A 21,341-nucleotide genomic window follows, 5' to 3' on the forward strand; every position below is an offset into this window, starting at 1 on the left:
AAAATCCTGGCATACGGCAAAGCTATATCAGGCGAATCCTGGAATTGTTGCTGTAATTTCTCTAATTTTTCAGCAGTGGTCTCTAGTTCCTTCAACTCAGTCTGTTCGGTTGACAAATCGAACAAAATCCTGGCATACGGCAAAGCTATATCAGGCGAATCCTGGAATTGTTGCTGTAATTTCTCTAATTTTTCAGCAGTAGCCTTCCATTCCTTCAACTCAGTTTGTTCGGTTGATAAATTAACCAAAATCATGGCATACGGCAAAGCTATATCAGGCGAATCCTGGAATTGTTGCTGTAATTTCTCTAATTTTTCGACAGTAGCCTCCAGTTCTTTTAACTCAGTCTGCTGGATTGACAAATTGAACAAAATCCTAGCATACCGCAACGCAATGTCTTCTGATTCAGGGTATTGTTCATAAATTATTCTTGCTTTTTCTGCTAGAGCTTCGCAGGCAGTCTTATCTGTCTCCTTTGCTGATAAGTCAAAGAGCTTATCTAACTCTGCTAAACTTTGATCCAAATTGTATTTCTGTTCATCCATTCTGTACACCTCATTTAAAATAGTAGCTATCTTATGAACTAATTTATTTTTCACATGACAATTAGTTTCTGTACATCTTATTATATCAAAAATGCCATCTTTCTGCTAACAGATGGATGGCGCTTTTTCTTGATAGAAACGCCTAAAAAGCCAGATAGAGTCTGGCTTTGCATTGTTTATATCTGAGAAGTATTTTAGAAAAATTAAAGTATCTTATCAGCCCGATCGACCATAAAGAGTGAGACGGTCATGATGATATCAACGACTAGAAGGGCAAGGACAGCTGGGATCCAAGATTGGAAAAGTTCAAAACTATAACCAAACAAGGCAGGACCAAAGGCCGCCAAGATGTAGCCCCCTGTTTGCGCTAGTCCTGATAGCTGAGCGGTCTTTTCAGGAGAACTGGTTTTAAGAGAAAAGCAAACCATGAGGTAGGGGAAGAGGGCACTGCAGGCCGTTCCAATCAAGAGATGGACGACTAACCAGTAGAGGAAATTATTGGTTGGATATAAGAGCATGGCAATTCCTGTCATCCCAGCGATAGAGATAATTGCCAGCATGATTCGACGGTGACCATCTGATAGACGAGTCGTCAGACTTGGAACAGTCATTGAAAAAGGAATGCTAATCAGTGAGAAAATAGAAGCGAGGAGAGCCGCATCGCTATTAGAAAGACCAGCACTAACAGCCATAGTTGGCAACCAAGTCATACTTGTATAAAAGAACAAGGACTGAAGCCCGCCAAAGATAATGATAGCCCAGACATCTTTACTTTTTAGAATATTCTCTTTGACTTGCTTTTCTTTTTGGCTTTCTAGGTGGTGGTTGTGGCGATGATTTGGCAACCAGACTAGCAGAGTGACCAGACAGAGAAAGCTGAGAACGAGGATGAGTCCCTTCCAAGAACTAGCTTGGGTGATAGGGACGGATAGATAAGAAGCGATGGCCGTTGAAATCCCCATGGCAGTGATATAGAGCGTTGTTAGGAGACTGATTTTTTGAGGCTGATTTGCTTGGATCATACTTGGGAGGAGTACATTGAAAATGGCGATGCTCGCTCCGATGATCAGGGTTCCTAGATAGAGAAGGGGAAGATTGAAAATCCGAATGACAGATCCAACAGTTAAGAGGAGGAGGCAGTATGTGAAGAGGTGTTCCAACCCAATTTTTTGTGCCAAGCGACTTGCAAAAGCAGAGAAAAGAGCGAACATCAAGAGAGGAAGACTGGTTAAAATCCCAAGAGAGCTAACCTCGACTCCTAGTCCCTGAGCAATATCCCCTAAAATAGTTGGAAGAGAAGTAAAAGGAGAGCGTAAAATGGTCCCGATTAAGACAATTCCTAGAACAAAAAAGAGTGATTGTTTTTTCATAAAAACCTCGATAAGATGATTTTAATAACAGCTTATTTTAAGGTTTTTTTCTTACAATGTCAAGGAGAGGACTGCTAAGAAAGCTAGAACGATTTAACTGAAAATAGAGTTAAAGGGGACAGATTTCTTTACCAGAATTTTTCTTGATTTGAGATAAAAATAGGAAACTAGGAAATTTTGTGATAAAATAGTGGAAGGAAATCTATAAATTGGAGAAAAACTGTGCCTGAAAAGCAAAAAATCAGCGTCTTGATGTCGGTCTATGTAAAGGAAAATCCGACATTTTTGAGAGATGCTATCAAGAGTATTCAAAACCAGACCTTGAAACCAAGTGAGCTTGTTCTTGTTGAGGACGGGCCGCTCACGCCCGAACTCTATCAGGTGCTAGATGAAGTGGAAGCGCAGTCAGAGATTCCAGTTAAGCGTTGCCCCTTAGAAGAAAATCAAGGTTTGGGTTTGGCTCTTCGATACGGTGTTTTACAGTGTCAGTACGATATCATCGCTCGAATGGATACAGATGATATAGCGGTAGCTGACCGCTTTGAAAAGCAAGTCCAACTAATGGAGCAGGAAAATCTGGACCTCTTAGGTGGACATATTGCAGAATTTATTGACAATCCTGACGAGATTGTTTCTTACCGTCGTGTTCCTACTCAGCACGCAGACATTGTAGCTTACCAAAGAATGAGAAGTGCCTTCAATCACATGACTGTCATGTTCAAGAAGGATATGGTTCTCAAGGCAGGCAACTATGAAGATGGGCTTTATATGGAAGACGATCTCCTCTGGCTCAATATGATTGCCGCAGGTGCCAAGACTGGAAACCTCGATCAGATCTTGTGTAAGGTTCGTGTCGGTGCAGGGATGTTTGAACGTCGTGGTGGCTTGCGTTACCTTAAACTCTATCGCCAGGCTCGTCAGCGCATGCTTGAAAGAGGCCAAATTTCCTACATGGAATATGCGAAAAGCATTGCCATTCAGGCGGTTGTGGCACTTTGTCCAGGTTTTGTACGTCAGTTTATTTTTGTAAAATTACTAAGAAAAAATAAATAGTATTGTAAAAGATAAAATAGCCAAAAGATGTTATAATGACAGTATATTTATTTGCATTCTTTTAAGAAAGAGTAAATTCCTATGAATAAAAAACTAACAGATTATGTGATTGATCTGGTTGAAATTTTAAATAAACAGCAAAAGCAGGTGTTCTGGGGTGTATTTGATATTATTAGTATGGTGGTTTCCATCATTGTGTCTTACATTCTCTTTTATGGCTTGATTAACCCAGCGCCTGTGGACTATGTTATCTATACTGGTTTGGCCTTCCTCTTCTATCAAATCATGATTGGATTTTGGGGGCTCAATGCGAGTATTAGTCGCTATAGTAAAATCACAGATTTCTTAAAAATCTTTTTTGGCGTAACCGTCAGCAGCATTGTCTCTTACGGACTTTGCTACGCTTTTCTTCCTCTATTTTCTATCCGGTTCATCATACTCTTTATTTTATTGAGTACCTTCCTGATCTTGCTCCCTCGTATTACTTGGCAGTTGATTTATTCTAAGCGCAAGCAGGGTAGTGGGGATGGCGAGCACCGTCGTACCTTCTTGATTGGTGCTGGTGATGGTGGTGCCCTCTTTATGAATAGCTACCAACACCCAACTAGTGACCTCGAGTTAGTGGGGATTTTGGACAACGATGAAAAGAAAAAAGGGCAAAAACTAGGTGGAATCCCAGTTTTGGGCTCTTATGATAATCTGCCTGAATTGGCCAAACGCCACCAAATCGAGCGCGTCATCGTAGCCATCCCTTCGCTTGATCCGTCAGAGTACGAACGTATTCTGCAGATGTGTAATAAACTTGGTATCAAATGTTACAAGATGCCCAAGGTTGAAACAGTTGTTCAGGGGCTTCACCAACCAGGTAGTGGCTTCCAGAAAATTGACATTACAGACCTTTTGGGGCGTCAGGAAATTCGTCTTGACGAATCCCGCCTAGGTGCAGAGCTTACAGGCAAGACTATCTTGGTGACAGGAGCTGGTGGTTCGATTGGTTCGGAGATTTGTCGTCAGGTTAGCCGCTTCAATCCAGAACGTATCATCTTGCTGGGACATGGCGAAAATTCCATCTACCTCGTTTATCATGAATTGATCCGTACATTCCAAGGGATTGATTATGTTCCTGTTATTGCAGATATTCAAGATTATGACCGTCTCTTGCAGGTGTTTGAACAGTATAAACCAGCCATTGTCTATCATGCTGCTGCTCACAAACATGTTCCGATGATGGAACGCAATCCAAAAGAAGCCTTCAAGAACAATATCCTCGGAACCTACAATGTTGCCAAGGCTGTTGATGCAGCCAAAGTACCTAAGATGGTCATGATTTCGACTGACAAGGCGGTCAATCCACCAAATGTTATGGGGGCAACTAAGCGCGTGGCGGAGTTGATTGTCACTGGCTTTAACCAACGTAGCAAATCAACCTACTGTGCAGTTCGTTTTGGGAATGTTCTCGGTAGCCGTGGTAGCGTGATTCCTGTCTTTGAACGCCAGATTGCTGAAGGTGGTCCTGTAACGGTGACAGACTTCCGTATGACACGTTACTTCATGACCATTCCAGAGGCTAGCCGTCTGGTGATCCATGCTGGCGCTTATGCCAAGGACGGAGAAGTCTTTATCCTCGATATGGGCAAACCAGTTAAGATCTATGACTTGGCTAAGAAAATGGTCCTTCTAAGCGGGCACACGGAAAGTGAAATTCCAATCGTTGAAGTCGGTATTCGTCCGGGTGAAAAACTCTATGAAGAACTCTTGGTTTCGACCGAATTGGTTGATAACCAAGTCATGGACAAGATTTTCGTTGGTAAGGTAAATGTCATGCCACTAGAAGCCATCAATCAGAAAATTGAGGAGTTCCGTTCACTCAGTGGAGATGAGCTTAAAGAAGCGATCATTTCCTTTGCAAATGAAACAACTCATATTGAGTAAGAGTGACTCATACAATTAATCATAAATCAAAGACCAAGGTTTTGTATAGACAGAACCTTGGTCTTTTTACTCTGTAGTTTGAAGCTATTAGCTTGTTATAGCTGACTGATGATATCATCGATTGTATGGGCAATCCAGTCAGGTTGATAGCTGAGCAAATCAGCCTCTTCTCCAAATCCCCAAGTGACAGCAAACTTTTTAATGCCAGTTTCTTGGGCTCCGATCATATCAAACTTGGTGTCGCCAATGATGAGAACTTTGTCTGCGGGGAGTTGATGCGTCTGCAAGGCGTAACGGATGACATCCGCCTTGTGTGGCGTTTCAGGACTAGAGCCGTAAATGCCATCAAAGAAATGATGGATTCCTAGATTTTTAGTCATATCATGAGCAGTAGGAGTATTCTTTGTTGTAGTGATGTAGAGAGGGTAGTTTTGTGAAAGTTCTCGAAGCAATTCCGTTATTCGGGGGAAGAGTTGGGCTTCGTGGATGCCTTTTTCCTTGTAGTAAGAGCGGTATATCTGTACAGCTTCCGAGATTTGTTCCTTGGGAAGACATGTTGCAAAACTAGTTTCAAGCGGTGGACCCATGAAACCACGAATGGTTTTGGCATCAGGAGTCGGAACTCCTAGTTGTTTAAAGGTATGGGTAAAGGAATTGTGGATTCCGATAGAACTGTCAACGAGTGTTCCGTCTAGATCGAAAAAGATGGCTGAGATTGATGACATAGTTTCTCCTATTAGATGAGGTTATTCTCCGAAGATTTCTTTTTGTAGGCGGCGACCAGTAGGTGTGGCAGCGAGTCCACCCTCAGCCGTTTCACGAAAGGCAGTTGGAAGGCTCGATCCGACTTGGTACATGGCATCGATAACTTCATCGACAGGGATCTTAGATTCGATACCTGCCAAGGCCATATCTGCCGCGATAAAGGCGAAGCTGGCTCCCATGGCATTGCGTTTGACACAGGGAACTTCAACCAAACCGGCGACGGGGTCACAGATGAGACCTAGCATATTTTTAATGACAAAGGCGATGGCTTGGCTAGCCTGATAGGGCGTTCCACCTGCAGCCAAGGTCAAGGCTGCGGCACTCATGGCAGAGGCAGATCCGACTTCGGCCTGACAGCCACCTTCAGCACCTGAGATAGAAGCGTTGTTTGCGATAACCAATCCAAAGGCACCCGCAGCAAAGAGGAAATCGAGCTGTTCTTCATGGCTGAGGTCAAGTTTTTGAATAGCTGCAGTGAGAACAGCTGGTAGACAGCCAGCACTTCCTGCGGTTGGAGTGGCACAGACCAAGCCCATTTTAGCGTTGTGTTCATTGACCGCGATGGCATTACGGGCTGCTGATAGGATGGTAAAGTCAGACAAGGCCTTGCCACTTTTGAGATGGCGGTCTAGTTTGGCCGCGTCTCCGCCTGTTAGGCCACTACGGGATTTGTTTTCACTAAGGCCAAGCTCGACAGAGGCTTTCATGACTTCTAGATTGCGCTCCATGAGGAGGAGAACTTCGTCTCGGCATCGGCCGGTCAGTTCATATTCTGTTGCAATCATGAGTTCTGCGACATTTCCTTGGAAATCTAGATCCGCCTGCTCGACCAATTCTTTGATAGAATAAAACATGTTTCCTCCTACTTAAAGAAATTGACATTGTGGAGATGAGGGATTTTTCGGATTTCTTCAATCGCCTCTTCGCAACTTCGACTATCGACTTCGATAATCATAATGGCTTTTTCTCCAGCTTTTTCCCGAGTCACATTCATCTGGGCGATGTTAATATCGAAACGAGAGAGGGCTTCTGTAACATGGGCAATCATACCCGGAATATCCTGATGCACGATGATGATGGTCGGGGTATTCATGTTGAGAGAGACAGCAAAGCCGTTAAGTTCCGTAACTTGGATATTTCCCCCACCAATGGAAATACCTGTCACACTGATGGACTTGTGTTCATTCTTCACAGTAATTTTAGTGGTATTAGGATGAGGGGCATTGCTGTCCTTCTGAATGGTCCAGACAATCTTGATACCGCGTTTATGGGCAATCTCAAGGCTATTGGGAATGTCGGGATCATCCGTATCCATACCTAAAATTCCAGCGACGAGAGCTAGGTCAGTCCCGTGGCCACGGTAGGTCTTGGCAAATGAGTTAAATAATTGGAATTCGACTTCTGTTGGTGTATCGTTAAAGATGGAAGAGACAATTTTTCCGATACGAACAGCTCCAGCAGTATGGCTGCTTGATGGGCCAATCATGACAGGGCCGATGATATCAAAGACAGATTGAAAACGAAGTGAGTGCATCTGTTTCCCCTTACAAAGATTCTTGTTTCTATTATATCAAAGAATGAAGTTCTGTGCTTATTTCCCTTATAAAACTGGAAAAATGGATAAAAATAGTATAAAATCTTGTCTTTTATGACAAAAATATCAATGTTTCAGTAAATATAAAATATTTTTGTAATATTTCTACACGAAACCGTCAAGAAACGGTAATATTCAAACGGTATGATAGAAGCATAGTAAAAAGGAGAATTTTTAGAAATGACATTAACAACTAAAAAAATCAAATTAACTCTTGCAGGAGCAGCAACTTTCCTTGCTTTCCTTGCACCATCACTTGCTTTTGCAGATGAAACAATCACTTATACAGTTAAACCAGGTGACACTCTTTCAGAAATCGCTGAGAAGTACAACACCACTGTTGAAAAATTGGCAGAAAAAAATAAGATAGAGGATATTCATCTGATCTTTGTGGATCAAGTTTTGGTCATCGAAGGGACAGCTCCAGCTGCGAAAACTTATGAAGCCCCAGCTGCAACAGGAGAAACAATCGAAGAGACTACGACTTACGAAGAAATAACTGAAACAACAACTTACGAAGCGCCAGCTGCTACAACCAGCACTTCTTATGAAGAAGAAAGTTACACAGCTTCAACTGTAAGTGGATCTGAAGCAGAAGCTAAAGAATGGATCGCTCAAAAAGAATCAGGCGGTAGCTACACAGCTACAAACGGACGTTACATCGGACGTTACCAATTAACAGATTCATACTTGAACGGTGACTACTCAGCTGAAAACCAAGAACGTGTAGCAGATGCCTACGTTGCAGGACGTTACGGTTCATGGACAGCTGCTAAGAACTTCTGGCTTAACAACGGTTGGTATTAAGAACTAACGAACAGAATAATATGTAAAAGTCGAGGAATTTCCTCGACTTTTTATATTTCCTTCGGTTGATAATAGGTCTCTACTTCTTTTTGGAGATGAGCTAGCATGGAGGTTTCATCGGTTAGTTCCAGAAGGGAGAAACCTTTTTGGATAAGTTTAGCATCATCCGTACAAATCCCAATACGGACATAGCAGATGGCAAGCCTATCGTAGTGCTTCTTTTTCTTGGCATCCTCCAGTAAAGTGTAGCAGATTTGTTGGCACATGTTTCTATCTTGATTGTACAAGTATAAGGTGGAAAGGTTGAGTAGGATTGCCATTCGCAAGTCATATAAATGTTGATAGTTTTTATAGATTTCCAGGCGTTGCAAGATTTTTCCAGTGATGAGATGGATATGCTCTATAGGAAAGGTAAAGAGAATGGTATTGAGGATTTTTAAGTCATTCTCGTACCAAATGTCCTGCTTTTCTATCTTCCTCCATAGCTTCTTTACAGTATTGTTAACTTCGATTGACAGTTTTTTAGTCCCATTTTGGCGGATATAAATGACAATTTCTAGCATATCTCGTATCTCTTTGATGGGGAGGTCGTGGTGAGTTTTGAGGTAGTCTTGACATTTTTGAAATAGTTTTTCGAGTTCACTAGTCCCTAGGATTGAGCTCATATTGAGATAGGTTTGCATAATTTCTGTGCGTTGACTTGGTTGATAAAGTTGGCAGATATAGTCAAACTCTTCAAAGGTCATATTGACTTGCCAGAGAAGAAATTCCATATTCTCATATTTAGGAGTTGTCTTACCACTTTCTATTTTTGATAGGCTGGTTCTTGAGAGAATACCCCCACAGACCTCCTCCTGAGTCAGTCCTTTTGACTCACGTATTTCTTTATAGACCTTTCCAAAATCGTAGCGCATGATTTCCTCCTTATTTGTGAAAAAAGTTAACAATAAATTGAAATTGATTAAAAATATTGTATCATAGTAGTATAAAAAGTAAAAAAGAAATCTAAAATAAATCTGTGAAAAAGGTTGACATAGTTTAAAAATGGAACCAAAGATAAGAGGAAAAAGGATGAGTAGTGTAGATAAAATTCGTAAAATACACATTATCGTATGTTGGATGTATATATTTTTATCATTCAAGGGGATTATAAATGACACGGAGTATTTTTTGCTTATTTTTTTAGCTTTTATCTACTCAATAGTATCACTGCCTCTATATTCTGTGAAAAATAAAATAGTATCTATCTGTCTAGCCATAAATTCGGTTCTGTTAATGAGTTTCCCAATTTTAATCAATAAATTTTTCCCAGAAAGTTTTTTCACTTATATCGTATTAATAAGTGTTTTTATCCTAGAGTTAGCAATCTTTCATTTAATTGGTAAAGATTTTGATACTAAATTGACTAACGAATATAAAAAAATTAGTCAGTTCAAAAGCAAGGTGTCTCAATCTCCTCGGATAAAATACTTAGAGATTTCTAGTTTCATATTAACCATATTTCCATTTATTCTTCATGGTACAGTTGATAATCATGTACTGACTCTTATCTTTTTGATAAAAATTTGTGTAGATACTACGATAAAATTTTTATTCATCAGATTATTTGACACAAGTACTTTAATGAAGAGGAGAATATTTTTTCTTTTCGCATTGGATGTTATAGTTTACTTGTTTTTAGGATATCTTTTAGTGATTCAAAAAGCAGGCTATTTGTTTTCAGTTTTACTTCTTTTCTCTAATTTTTCAGTTCCATTTATCAAAGAAAAGGAATACGAATTATTTAAAAATAGTAATTAATAGAAACATAGGTTAAGTCTTAGAATAGCTTAAAATCAGATATGATAAAGGGAAATAGTCTTATCTAGGGAACTAAGTGCTATAAACACAGTCGACGATCACTTATTAGGAATACATTTTAATTAGGCTTAATAAGAATGGAGAAATCCTATGGAGAACGTATGACTCTTAAGCTTCAAATACCTTAGTTCTCGTGATTTTTGAGCTATTCTAGCTTTAGAATCCTTCAGAACGTAAAATTTTAAGCAGTCAAAGACCTAGAATACTCATAAAACATTTATTTTATAGCAATTCTAAGTTTAGAATTGCATGGATATATATGTATTTGAGCTGTTCGATAGTTTGGACAGCTCTATTCTGAGAAATCTGAGCTATCAATGCTTTAGAATAGTATTTCGCCAATGGTTTTTATTGAAGGATTGCTTATTTTATGCTACTCTAAAATAAAACTGATTTAATGGAGCAAATGGAGAATCGTTACATGAAATATTTTTTTGCAGGAATTGGTGAGATAAGATTTATTAGTTATCTATTGTCTCTATGTGTAGGACTAGCCCCTCTTTTTCATATCTATGTTATAGGTTCTGAAATGAGTTTTGTGAACATAGTATTATCTATTTTGGGAATTATATTTGTTTGTATTTTAACTATTGCTCGATTTTATAGGAAGTTTTTCTATAAAGAATAGTTTGGATTTGAAAAGTGTCCAGATTGAAGAAAAAGTCCATTTTGGACAATTTTCTTCAATCTTTTTCTTTTACTAGAGAAAGTAGAAAACTCTTAAAAATAGCATTATATCAGCATTCCTAAGAGTTTCTACTATATAATAGCCAACCTTCAAAAGAGCAATTTTGCAACTCTGATAGGGTTTGTTTACGTTCTGAGAGTCCTTTAGGACTCTTTTTTGTTTTGCTAGAACAAAAAGTGTAAATATCTTTTCAGAATGATCTTTTTGTATGAATTCAATGCAATGTTTTAAATTGTCTTAAAACTCAAATAGTATAAATAAGCTTATTATATGTAAAAATATATCATATAATAAGAATTTTCTTGATTGAAGTGGAATAAAATACAGTTTTGACTTGACAAACGAGGTTGATAAGTGTATTATTTATACAATTTAAAAGTATAAAAATAAGAGGAGGTTTTCTATGAATAAAGTAAAGAAGGTGCTGATGACGATGTTTGGTTTGCTTATGTTTCCCTTATTATTTGCTTGTAGTAACAGTCAGTCCCAAGGTGTTGAAGGCATTAAGGCTAAAGGAAAATTGGTGGTGGCCCTAAATCCAGAGTTTGCTCCATTTGAATACCAGAAATTGGTCGATGGAAAAAATCAGATTGTAGGTTCAGATGTTGAGCTAGCCAAAGCCATCGCAAAGGAGCTAGGTGTGGAAGTGGAATTCTCTCCAATGAGTTTTGACAATGTACTAGCTAGTCTTGATTCAGGCAAGGCCGATCTTGCCATATCAGGTGTTTCTAAAACGGAGGAGAGAAGTCAAGTTTACGATTTTTCAATTCCCTACTACACTTCGAAAAATAAGGTGATTGTAAGAAAATCTGAATTAACGAATTACCAATCAGTCAAGGATTTGGCTCAGAAAAAGGTTGGAGCGCAGAAAGGTTCTATCCAGGAGACTTTGGTCAAAGAAACTTTGCAGAATTCTTCTCTCGTTTCACTTCCTAAAAATGGAAATTTGATAACAGATTTGAAATCAGGGCAACTGGATGCTCTTATCTTTGAGGAACCAGTGGCGAAAGGATTTGTAGAGAATAATCCAGACCTAGCCATCGCTGAGTTTGATGTTGACAATGACAAAGAAGATTCCTACGCTGTTGCGATGAAAAAAGACAGTAAAGAATTAAAAGAGGCGGTTGACAAAACCATCCAGAAGTTGAAGGATTCTGGGGAGTTGGACAAATTGATTGACGATGCTTTTAAAGCCTCTATCGAAAAATAGAAAGAAGGAAGAGAAATGAGTAAGGAAAAAGTTATTTTAGCCTATTCAGGTGGATTGGATACATCAGTTGCGATTACATGGTTAAAAAAAGACTATGATGTGATTGCTGTTTGTATGGATGTGGGTGAGGGAAAAGATTTGGAGTTCATCCACGATAAAGCTCTCAAGGTTGGGGCTGTAGAGTCTTATGTCATTGATGTTAAGGAAGAATTTGCTAATGACTATGTTTTAGTGGCCCTTCAGGCTCATGCCTACTATGAACAAAAGTACCCCTTAGTATCTGCTCTGAGTCGCCCTCTTATTTCAAAAAAACTCGTTGAAATAGCTCATCAGACGGGGGCAACCACAATTGCTCATGGTTGCACAGGTAAGGGAAACGACCAAGTTCGGTTTGAAGTCTCTATTGCAGCTTTGGATCCCAATTTAAAGGTAGTTGCACCTGTTCGTGAGTGGAAATGGTCTCGTGAAGAAGAAATCCAATATGCCAAGGAAAACGGCGTTCCAGTTCCAGCTGACCTTGACAATCCTTACTCTATTGACCAAAATCTTTGGGGACGTGCAAATGAATGTGGTGTCTTGGAAAATCCTTGGAACCAAGCGCCAGAAGAAGCGTTTGGAATCACATCTTCTCCAGAAGAGGCACCAGACAGTCCAGAATTTATTGACATTGAGTTTAGTTGCGGGGCGCCCATATCCCTCAATGGAGAGAAGATGAAAGTGGCGGATTTGATTCAAAAGCTAAATGAAATTGCGGGCAAACACGGTGTTGGTCGTATTGACCATGTGGAAAATCGCCTAGTCGGTATTAAGTCAAGAGAGATTTATGAGTGCCCAGGTGCTGTGACTTTATTGGCAGCTCATAAGGAGATTGAGGACTTGACTCTTGTGAGAGAAGTGGCTCATTTCAAACCTATTATCGAAAATGAGTTGTCCAATCTCATCTATAATGCCTTGTGGTTTAGCCCAGCAACTCAGGCTTTGATAGCCTATATCAAGGAGACACAGAAAGTTGTCAATGGAACTGCAAAAGTTAAACTCTATAAGGGGAATGCTCAGGTAGTGGCTCGGAAATCTCCAAATTCTCTTTACGATGAAAATTTGGCGACTTATACTAGTGCAGATACCTTTGACCAAGATGCGGCTGTTGGATTTATCAAGCTTTGGGGGCTTCCGACTAAGGTTTATTCAGAAGTTCAGAAAAATGTTGAGTAGTGACGCGATAGAAAGGGACGACAGGATATGTCGAAAAATACAAAATTATGGGGTGGTCGATTTGAAGGCACTGTGGAAGAGTGGGTAGAACAGTTCGGTGCGAGTATTTCCTTTGACCACCAGCTGGCAAAATTTGATTTGATGGGTTCCCTAGCTCATGTTCAAATGCTAGGACAGACTGGCATTTTGAGCTTGGAAGAGGCAGAGCAGATCCAAGATGGTCTGAAAGATTTGTTGCGAGATTTAGAGGCGGGAGAGCTTCATTTTGATATTGCAAATGAAGATATTCATATGAATATGGAAGTGTTGCTGACAGAGAAAATCGGTCCTCTGGCTGGGAAATTGCACACGGCTCGTTCTCGGAATGACCAAGTCGCAACGGATATGCACTTATATCTAAAGGAGCAGCTTGGACATGTCTTGGATAAGTTGGCGAACCTGAACAGTGTTTTGCTGGATTTAGCTGAAAAACATGTGGAAACCATCATGCCAGGCTATACCCATTTACAGCACGCCCAACCGATTAGTTTTGCCCACCATCTCATGGCTTATTACAATATGTTTCAAAGGGACAGCGAGCGATTCGCATTTAACTTGAAACATACGGACCTATCTCCACTGGGTGCGGCTGCCTTGGCGGGGACAACTTTTCCAATCAATCGTCAATTATCGAGTGATTTACTGGGTTTCCAACAACCCTATACCAATTCCTTGGATGCCGTGAGTGACCGTGATTTTATCTTAGAATTTCTGTCAAATGCCAGCATTTTGATGATGCATATGAGTCGTTTTTGTGAGGAAATCATCAATTGGTGCAGTTTTGAGTATCAGTACATTAGCTTGTCTGATAGCTTTTCAACGGGTTCATCTATCATGCCCCAGAAGAAAAATCCTGATATGGCCGAATTGATTCGAGGGAAGACAGGACGAGTTTACGGGAACTTGCTTGGACTATTGACCGTCACGAAGTCGTTGCCTCTGGCCTATAATAAGGATTTGCAAGAGGACAAGGAAGGCATGTTTGATACAGTAGAAACGATTTTAAATTCTCTAGATGTGTTGGCAGGTATGCTATCGAGCATGCAGGTTAATAAGGCCAAAATGCAGCAATCCACAGAGAATGATTTTTCGAATGCGACCGAACTGGCAGATTATTTGGCAGAAAAAGGCCTCCCCTTTAGAGAAGCGCATGAAATAGTAGGGAAATTGGTTCTAGACTCTATCAAGCATGATAAAAATATCCAAGATTGGGATTTGAAGGAGTTGCAAGTCTACCATCCCTTGATTGAAGAGGATATTTATATCTACTTGCGCCCAGAAACCGCTGTTCAGAGACGGAATTCCTTAGGAGGAACCGGCTTTGAGCAAGTGAAATACCAGATAGAACAAGCGAAGAAAGAACTTAAAGGGGAAAATTGATTCATTTGCAAAGTAAGAAAGAGCGGCTGAGATGATTTATCAGCCTCTTTCTTGTCTTCTCCAACCAAGCGTGTTATAATGAATACTGCTCAAGCGACCTTCAATCGTTGAAGCACACACGACCTTCAATCGTGAATAAACGAATAGATGGGAGACTTACCATGAGTGATAACTCTAAAACACGTGTTGTTGTGGGGATGAGTGGTGGTGTTGATTCGTCGGTGACGGCTCTCTTGCTCAAGGAGCAGGGCTACGATGTGATCGGTATCTTCATGAAGAACTGGGACGACACAGATGAAAACGGCGTCTGTACGGCGACCGAAGATTACAAGGATGTGGCTGCGGTGGCAGACCAGATTGGCATTCCTTACTACTCTGTCAATTTTGAAAAAGAGTATTGGGACCGCGTTTTTGAGTATTTCCTAGCAGAATACCGTGCAGGGCGCACGCCAAATCCAGATGTTATGTGCAATAAGGAAATCAAGTTCAAGGCCTTTTTGGACTATGCTATGACCTTGGGGGCAGACTATGTAGCGACTGGGCATTATGCTCGAGTGGCGCGTGATGAGGACGGCATCGTTCACATGCTTCGTGGCGTGGACAATGGCAAGGACCAGACCTATTTCCTCAGCCAACTGTCGCAAGAACAACTCCAAAAAACCATGTTTCCGTTGGGGCATTTGGAAAAGCCTGAGGTGCGAAAACTAGCAGAAGAAGCAGGACTTGCGACTGCTAAGAAGAAAGATTCGACAGGGATTTGCTTTATCGGAGAAAAGAACTTTAAAAACTTTCTCAGTAATTACCTGCCAGCTCAGCCTGGTCGCATGATGACTGTGGATGGTCGCGATATGGGTGAGCATGCAGGTCTGATGTACTATACAATCGGTCAGCGTGGCGGACTTGGTATCGGTGGCCAACATGGCGGTGACAATGCTCCTTGGTTCGTTGTCGGAAAAGATCTCAGCAAGAATATCCTCTATGTCGGCCAAGGTTTCTATCATGACTCGCTCATGTCAACAAGCCTAGAAGCCAGTCAAGTTCACTTTACTCGTGACATGCCAGAGGAATTTACGCTAGAATGTACGGCTAAATTCCGCTACCGTCAGCCTGATTCTAAGGTGACAGTACATGTCAAAGGAGACAAGGCAGAAGTCATCTTTGCGGAACCGCAGCGCGCGATCACACCAGGACAGGCGGTTGTTTTTTACGATGGCGAAGAGTGTCTAGGTGGCGGTTTGATTGACAATGCCTACCGCGATGGACAAGTTTGTCAGTACATTTAGATTGACAAATTTTCTCAATTTGCTACAATAATAAAAGCAATAGAAATGATGGTCAAAGCTCATGGATGTTGCAGGCTTTTTTGTCCTGCACTTCTTTGGAGTTTTGACTGTTTTTGTGTCGTTTAAGGGAAAGGATAAGAATGACTCAGCAAGACTTTCGGACAAAAGTTGGAAAAACAGTTTTTGGTGTTCGGGCGACAGCCTTGATTCTCCAAAATGGCAAGATCCTAGTCACCAAAGACAAGGGCAAATATTACACTATTGGTGGTGCGATTCGAGTCAATGAAAGCACGGAAGACGCGGTAGTCCGTGAAGTGAGGGAAGAACTGGGTGTCAAAGCTCAAGCTGGGCAGCTAGCTTTCGTGGTTGAAAATCGTTTTGAACAGGGCGGTGTTTCCTATCACAACATCGAGTTTCATTATCTGGTGAACTTGCTTGAAGATGCTCCATTGACCATGCAGGAAGATGAGAAAACGCAGCCTTGTGAGTGGATTGACTTGGATCAGCTCCAGAATATCCAGCTCGTTCCAGCTTTTTTGAAAACAGCTCTACCAGATTGGGACGGCCAACTAAGACACATCCATCTTGAGGAATAGGAGAGAAAATGATGGTTAAGCTTATTGCCCATGTACTTGTTTATAGTGGCGGTGATTATTTGCTCATTCAGCGTTCGGAAATTAAAAGAGGAGAACCCAACGTTTATCCAACTTACTGGGATATTCCTGGTGGCGGGGTTGAAAAGGGTGAACTTCCGCGAGATGGTGCTCTTAGAGAATGTGTTGAAGAAGCGGGAGTTAGGCTAGATAGCAGTTCGCTCAAACTTCTTCACGAAGATAGTCAACTGGATACCTCTAAGGATACGGTCTTTACTCGCTTAGTTTATAAAGCAGAGTGGGTTGGGGAGAAGCCAATTATCAGATTAGATCCTGAAGAGCATACACACTTTAAATGGGTTACTATGGCTCAAGCTCTAGAGGAGGAGAAGTTAGTTCCTTATTTGCGAGAAATTTTTGAAAGGTTAAGAAATGACTTATAATTTTACAGAAGAATACGATATTATTGTAATCGGTGCGGGACACGCTGGGGTCGAGGCTTCCTTGGCTGCCAGCCGTATGGGTTGTAAGGTTCTGCTCGCGACCATCAACATTGAAATGCTGGCTTTCATGCCTTGTAACCCTTCTATCGGTGGTTCTGCCAAGGGGATTGTCGTGCGTGAAGTCGATGCCCTCGGTGGCGAGATGGCCAAAACCATTGACAAGACCTACATCCAGATGAAGATGCTCAACACTGGCAAAGGTCCAGCAGTTCGAGCTCTTCGTGCGCAGGCTGACAAGGAGCTTTACTCTAAGGAAATGCGCAAGACAGTTGAAAATCAAGAGAATCTCACCCTCCGTCAAACCATGATTGATGAGATTTTGGTGGAAGATGGCAAGGTTGTCGGTGTGCGTACGGCGACCCATCAAGAGTATGCTGCCAAGGCTGTTATCGTGACCACAGGAACTGCTCTCCGTGGAGAAATTATCATCGGAGACCTCAAGTACTCATCAGGACCAAACCACAGCCTAGCTTCGATTAACCTAGCTGATAATCTTAAGGATCTTGGACTCGAAATCGGTCGTTTCAAGACAGGAACGCCTCCACGTGTCAAGGCTTCCTCTATCAATTATGATGTGACAGAGATTCAGCCAGGGGACGAAGTGCCTAATCACTTCTCATACACTTCACGTGATGAGGACTATGTCAAAGATCAGGTACCATGTTGGTTGACCTATACCAATGGTACCAGTCATGAGATTATCCAAAACAACCTCCACCGTGCGCCTATGTTTACAGGTGTGGTCAAGGGAGTGGGACCTCGTTACTGTCCATCAATTGAGGACAAGATTGTGCGCTTTGCGGACAAGGAACGCCACCAACTCTTTCTAGAACCCGAAGGGCGTGACACTGAGGAAGTCTATGTTCAGGGACTTTCAACCAGTCTGCCTGAGGATGTCCAACGTGAGCTGGTTCATTCCATTAAAGGTCTGGAAAATGCTGAAATGATGCGAACTGGTTATGCCATTGAGTACGACATGGTCTTGCCTCACCAGTTGCGTGCGACTCTGGAAACCAAGAAAATATCAGGCCTCTTCACAGCTGGTCAGACAAATGGAACGTCAGGTTACGAAGAAGCTGCTGGTCAAGGGATTATCGCGGGTATCAATGCGGCTCTGAAAATCCAAGGCAAGCCAGAGTTGATTTTGAAACGAAGCGACGGTTATATTGGGGTCATGATTGACGACTTGGTGACCAAGGGAACCGTTGAACCCTACCGTCTCTTGACCAGTCGAGCTGAATACCGTCTCATTCTTCGTCATGACAATGCGGATATGCGTTTGACAGAGATGGGACGCGAGATTGGTCTTGTAGATGATGAACGCTGGGCTCGTTTTGAAATCAAGAAAAATCAATTTGACAATGAGATGAAGCGACTAGATAGCATCAAACTCAAGCCAGTCAAGGAAACCAATGCTAAGGTTGAGGAGATGGGCTTCAAGCCATTGACAGATGCAGTGACAGCCAAAGAATTTCTCCGTCGGCCAGAAGTTTCTTACCAAGATGTGGTGGCCTTCATCGGACCAGCTGCTGAGGACTTAGATGACAAGATTATCGAATTGATTGAAACAGAAATCAAGTACGAAGGCTATATTTCCAAAGCCATGGATCAGGTTGCCAAGATGAAACGCATGGAAGAAAAACGTATTCCAGCTAACATTGACTGGGATGACATTGATTCTATCGCAACCGAAGCCCGCCAGAAGTTCAAACTCATCAATCCAGAAACCATCGGCCAAGCCAGCCGTATTTCGGGAGTAAACCCTGCAGATATTTCTATTTTGATGGTCTATCTTGAAGGTAAAAATCGTAGTATTTCTAAAAATCAAGAAAAGAAAGCATAGAAAAAACAGCTCCGAAGACGGAGCTGTTTTGTTGATTTATTCTTCTTCGTCTGGTGTGAGGATCATCGGGATGATAATCGGTTCACGTTCCGTATTTTCATAGAGGAAAGGACGAATGGCGTTGACAATGGCGCCATTGACAGATTGTACGCTAGCATCTTTGTTCTTCAGTGCGATACGAATAGCATTGAAGAGGATGCGCTGGCTTTGGCGAATCAAGTCTCCAGACTCTCGCATGTAGACAAAGCCTCGGCTGAGGATATCTGGGCCAGACAAGATCATTTTAGACTTGAAGTCAACAGTAGCGACTGCTAGAACGACACCATCTTCAGATAGATCACGACGGTCTTTGAGGACAGCCGCACCGATTTCACCGATACGATTTCCATCGACATAGATGTCTTGGGCATTGAAGTGACCTGCGATACGAGCAGAATTAGCAGTAAGGGCAAGGACATCACCATTGCTCATGATAAAGATATTGTCCTTTTCAACACCAGTATCCACTGCTAGTCCAGCGTGGACTTTCTGCATGCGGTATTCACCGTGGACAGGCATGAAGTATTTTGGCTTGATCAAGCGGAGCATGAGTTTTTGCTCTTGCTGACCACCGTGTCCAGAGGTGTGGATGTTGTTGATTTTACCGTGGATAACTTCGACACCAGCTTCAGAAATGATGTTAATCAGCTTGTTGACGCTAGTGGTGTTTCCAGGGATTGGGCTAGAAGAGAAGATAACGGTATCACCGGGTTGGAGTTGCACCTGACGGTGAGTTCCGTTAGCGATACGAGAGAGGGCTGCCATAGGCTCACCCTGACTACCTGTACAGAGGATAAGGACCTCGCCTGCAGGATAGTCTTTGATTTCATTTGGTTCGATAAAGGTTCCCTTAGGAGCTTTGATGTAGCCAAGTTCGATTCCGTTGACAATGGCTTTTTCCATGGAACGTCCAAAGACCGCAATCTTACGTCCAGTCTTAACAGCGGCATCCGTTGCTTGCTGGAGACGGAAGATATTTGAGGCAAAGGATGCAAAGATGATGCGTCCTTCAATACCTTGAATGATCTTCATGATAGACTGACCAACGACTTTTTCAGAGTTGGTAAAGGTTGGCACTTCTGCATTTGTCGAGTCAGAGAGGAGACAGAGCACACCTTCCTCCCCAAGGGCAGCCATCCGGTGCAAGTCTGCAGGTTCTCCAACTGGAGTAAAGTCAAACTTAAAGTCACCCGTACAAACAATTTTACCTTGAGGAGTATGAATGACAATCCCCAAAGGCTCTGGAATAGAGTGGGTTGTTCTAAAGAAAGTTGCCTTGAGATTTTTAAAGGTCAACTCAGTGTTGTGGTTGATTTCGTAAAGTTTGGCGTTTCGCAAGAGGCCGTGTTCTTCGAGTTTTCCACGGATCAAAGCCAAGGCAAGCGGTCCAGCGTAGATAGGGACATTCGCTTGCTTGAGCAGGAAGGGAATCCCACCGATGTGGTCCTCGTGTCCGTGTGTGATCAAGACAGCCTTGACGCGGTCGATATTGTCCACGATGTAAGAGTAGTCGGGGATAACGTAGTCGATACCGAGCAAGTCATCTTCTGGGAATTTAATCCCAGCATCGACGATGATAATCTCGTCTTGGTATTCAATTCCATATGTATTTTTCCCGATTTCTCCCAGACCACCGATGGCAAAAACGCCGACTTCTTCAGGTTTAAGAGTGTAGGCCATATTAGAACTCCGTGATTTCGAAAGCGCCAGTTTCTTTTTCGTAATCTAGCAATTTGTCAGACAAGAGTTCGATATACTCGATGTTGTACTCTGGGCGGTTTTCTTCGACAAGTTGGCGAGCAGCGATACGGCCCTCAAGTTCTGAGTTGGCATCGATGTCTAGGTAAAGTGCGCGTGTTGTTTCACGACGTGGGCTACGTTCTTTTGTTTCTTGATAAAAAACTTTGTAAATCATATAGTTCCTTTCTATTTACAGGTCAGCTTATTCCAAACTTTTAGCAGAGATTTGCTTGATTTCATTCCATTTTGTGTCTAGATTGACCTTGATTCGTTACAATTATTTCAATTATACCACAAAATGAAAAATTAGTAAAAGACGGAAATGGAGAAAGTCGGTAGGGGAAGAAGGAGCAAAAAGACAGGTAGGGCTTGGTCGGATAGCTATAAGGTGTTATAATGGAAGGAGAGAGGGAAGTTTATGGATGGGAACATTCCCTATAGCTTTTAAAACAAGGAGGATTAAGGATGTTTAGTTTGTTTGAATTTGCGATTGGGGTTCGCCTCTTGATGTTTGTAGTCTTTGTAGCTTGTGTTTATGGAGGAAATCTTATTTTTACATATCTAGAGCACCGAAAAACAAAATTCCTTTGGAAGCTGACCTTTGTAACACTCTACTCTATATTTCTGCTCCTTGTCACCTATGTTGTCTGGCTCGTTTTTCATTTTGGTTTAAATGCTTAAACTTAATTATTCGTCTAAATAAACAGATACGAAAAGTTCACCCCGTCTTGATAGAAGGGGCGGATTTTTCTATTTTTAGATGAGCTCTTTATTGTTACGATGATGATTTCTCGCATCGAAAACCGAGTTGAAGCATATATGACTTATCTAAACTTCCTATGAAGGACCTTTCAATTGCCTTGATTACTTTTCTATTCGGAAAAG

20 protein-coding genes and 1 pseudogene are annotated in these 21,341 nt (G+C 41.7%); 13 read left to right on the forward strand and 8 right to left on the reverse strand.

The features are described 5' to 3' along the window. Both HF881_RS07290 and HF881_RS07295 read right to left on the reverse strand, forming a co-directional pair. Positions 1 to 545, reverse strand: a pseudogene (locus HF881_RS07290) (hypothetical protein); the annotation flags it as partial. 203 nt (positions 546 to 748) lie between these two features. Further along, positions 749 to 1,915, reverse strand: coding sequence for an MFS transporter (locus HF881_RS07295; protein WP_125424957.1), 1,167 nt, complete (start codon positions 1,913 to 1,915; stop codon positions 749 to 751). 222 nt (positions 1,916 to 2,137) lie between these two features. On the opposite strand from HF881_RS07295, the gene HF881_RS07300 reads away from it, so the two are divergent. Both HF881_RS07300 and HF881_RS07305 read left to right on the forward strand, forming a co-directional pair. Then, positions 2,138 to 2,968: a glycosyltransferase gene (locus HF881_RS07300; RefSeq protein ID WP_125424958.1), complete on the forward strand. Its 831-nt coding sequence runs from the start codon at positions 2,138 to 2,140 to the stop codon at positions 2,966 to 2,968. An 81-nt stretch (positions 2,969 to 3,049) separates the two neighbouring features. Beyond that, entirely contained in the window at positions 3,050 to 4,900 is a 1,851-nt protein-coding gene (locus HF881_RS07305) for a nucleoside-diphosphate sugar epimerase/dehydratase (protein ID WP_125424959.1), read from the forward strand. Between the two features lie 95 nt (positions 4,901 to 4,995). Here HF881_RS07305 and HF881_RS07310 read toward each other — a convergent pair whose 3' ends face one another. Genes HF881_RS07310 through sdaAB form a run of 3 tightly spaced genes read right to left on the reverse strand, consistent with a single transcriptional unit; the run spans position 4,996 to position 7,199 of the window. Next, a complete protein-coding gene (locus tag HF881_RS07310) occupies positions 4,996 to 5,625 on the reverse strand; it encodes an HAD-IA family hydrolase (protein WP_084925422.1) in 630 nt (209 codons plus the stop codon). 21 nt (positions 5,626 to 5,646) lie between these two features. Next, positions 5,647 to 6,519, reverse strand: a complete 873-nt coding sequence (gene sdaAA / locus HF881_RS07315; protein WP_000500025.1) for an L-serine ammonia-lyase, iron-sulfur-dependent, subunit alpha — start codon at positions 6,517 to 6,519, stop codon at positions 5,647 to 5,649. Positions 6,520 to 6,527: 8 nt separating this feature from the next. After that, positions 6,528 to 7,199: an L-serine ammonia-lyase, iron-sulfur-dependent subunit beta gene (sdaAB, locus tag HF881_RS07320; RefSeq protein WP_169446967.1), complete on the reverse strand. Its 672-nt coding sequence runs from the start codon at positions 7,197 to 7,199 to the stop codon at positions 6,528 to 6,530. Positions 7,200 to 7,439: 240 nt separating this feature from the next. Between sdaAB and HF881_RS07325 the strand changes: the two genes are divergently transcribed. Beyond that, entirely contained in the window at positions 7,440 to 8,066 is a 627-nt protein-coding gene (locus HF881_RS07325; protein WP_038804695.1) for a LysM domain-containing protein, read from the forward strand. 50 nt (positions 8,067 to 8,116) lie between these two features. On the opposite strand, the gene HF881_RS07330 is transcribed toward HF881_RS07325, so the two are convergent. After that, a complete protein-coding gene (locus tag HF881_RS07330) occupies positions 8,117 to 8,980 on the reverse strand; it encodes a helix-turn-helix transcriptional regulator (protein ID WP_093586172.1) in 864 nt (287 codons plus the stop codon). A 157-nt stretch (positions 8,981 to 9,137) separates the two neighbouring features. Between HF881_RS07330 and HF881_RS07335 the strand changes: the two genes are divergently transcribed. The 9 genes from HF881_RS07335 to mnmG all read left to right on the forward strand — a co-directional run bounded on the left by HF881_RS07335 (position 9,138) and on the right by mnmG (position 18,677). Continuing rightward, positions 9,138 to 9,866, forward strand: a complete 729-nt coding sequence (locus tag HF881_RS07335; protein WP_084925429.1) for a hypothetical protein — start codon at positions 9,138 to 9,140, stop codon at positions 9,864 to 9,866. A gap of 481 nt (positions 9,867 to 10,347) precedes the next feature. Beyond that, positions 10,348 to 10,554, forward strand: coding sequence for a hypothetical protein (locus HF881_RS10520; RefSeq protein ID WP_084925431.1), 207 nt, complete (start codon positions 10,348 to 10,350; stop codon positions 10,552 to 10,554). Positions 10,555 to 11,017: 463 nt separating this feature from the next. Then, complete coding sequence (locus HF881_RS07340) at positions 11,018 to 11,824, forward strand: ABC transporter substrate-binding protein (protein ID WP_093586168.1); 807 nt, start codon at positions 11,018 to 11,020, stop codon at positions 11,822 to 11,824. Positions 11,825 to 11,839: 15 nt separating this feature from the next. Then, positions 11,840 to 13,036, forward strand: coding sequence for an argininosuccinate synthase (locus HF881_RS07345; protein WP_000031901.1), 1,197 nt, complete (start codon positions 11,840 to 11,842; stop codon positions 13,034 to 13,036). Positions 13,037 to 13,063: 27 nt separating this feature from the next. Continuing rightward, positions 13,064 to 14,455 (forward strand): argininosuccinate lyase, encoded by a 1,392-nt coding sequence (gene argH, locus HF881_RS07350; RefSeq protein ID WP_169446969.1) that lies wholly within the window; start codon positions 13,064 to 13,066, stop codon positions 14,453 to 14,455. Between the two features lie 161 nt (positions 14,456 to 14,616). Continuing rightward, complete coding sequence (gene mnmA, locus HF881_RS07355; protein WP_001282938.1) at positions 14,617 to 15,738, forward strand: tRNA 2-thiouridine(34) synthase MnmA; 1,122 nt, start codon at positions 14,617 to 14,619, stop codon at positions 15,736 to 15,738. 140 nt (positions 15,739 to 15,878) lie between these two features. Beyond that, positions 15,879 to 16,334 (forward strand): NUDIX hydrolase, encoded by a 456-nt coding sequence (locus HF881_RS07360; RefSeq protein ID WP_169446971.1) that lies wholly within the window; start codon positions 15,879 to 15,881, stop codon positions 16,332 to 16,334. Between the two features lie 8 nt (positions 16,335 to 16,342). Beyond that, on the forward strand, positions 16,343 to 16,774 hold the full coding sequence (locus HF881_RS07365; protein WP_169446973.1) for an NUDIX hydrolase: 432 nt from the start codon (positions 16,343 to 16,345) through the stop codon (positions 16,772 to 16,774). Continuing rightward, positions 16,764 to 18,677 carry a tRNA uridine-5-carboxymethylaminomethyl(34) synthesis enzyme MnmG gene (gene mnmG, locus HF881_RS07370; protein ID WP_169446975.1) on the forward strand — a complete coding sequence of 638 codons (1,914 nt, stop codon included), beginning with the start codon at positions 16,764 to 16,766 and terminating at the stop codon, positions 18,675 to 18,677. Before HF881_RS07365 ends, mnmG begins: the two co-directional genes overlap by 11 nt. A 36-nt stretch (positions 18,678 to 18,713) precedes the next feature. Here the strand turns inward: mnmG and HF881_RS07375 are convergent, their stop codons facing one another. Both HF881_RS07375 and HF881_RS07380 read right to left on the reverse strand, forming a co-directional pair. Next, positions 18,714 to 20,396, reverse strand: coding sequence for a ribonuclease J (locus HF881_RS07375; protein WP_000331971.1), 1,683 nt, complete (start codon positions 20,394 to 20,396; stop codon positions 18,714 to 18,716). Position 20,397: 1 nt separating this feature from the next. After that, the gene (locus tag HF881_RS07380) at positions 20,398 to 20,631 is read right to left on the reverse strand and encodes a DNA-dependent RNA polymerase subunit epsilon (RefSeq protein WP_000639571.1); all 234 of its coding nucleotides are present in this window, start codon (positions 20,629 to 20,631) and stop codon (positions 20,398 to 20,400) included. A 290-nt stretch (positions 20,632 to 20,921) separates the two neighbouring features. Here HF881_RS07380 and HF881_RS07385 point away from each other — a divergent pair, with 290 nt between their 5' ends. After that, complete coding sequence (locus tag HF881_RS07385) at positions 20,922 to 21,137, forward strand: hypothetical protein (protein WP_000492021.1); 216 nt, start codon at positions 20,922 to 20,924, stop codon at positions 21,135 to 21,137. Positions 21,138 to 21,341 lie beyond the last annotated feature (204 nt).

Origin of the sequence: Streptococcus sp. WB01_FAA12, assembly GCF_012843315.1 — a bacterium.
GTDB lineage: Bacteria > Bacillota > Bacilli > Lactobacillales > Streptococcaceae > Streptococcus.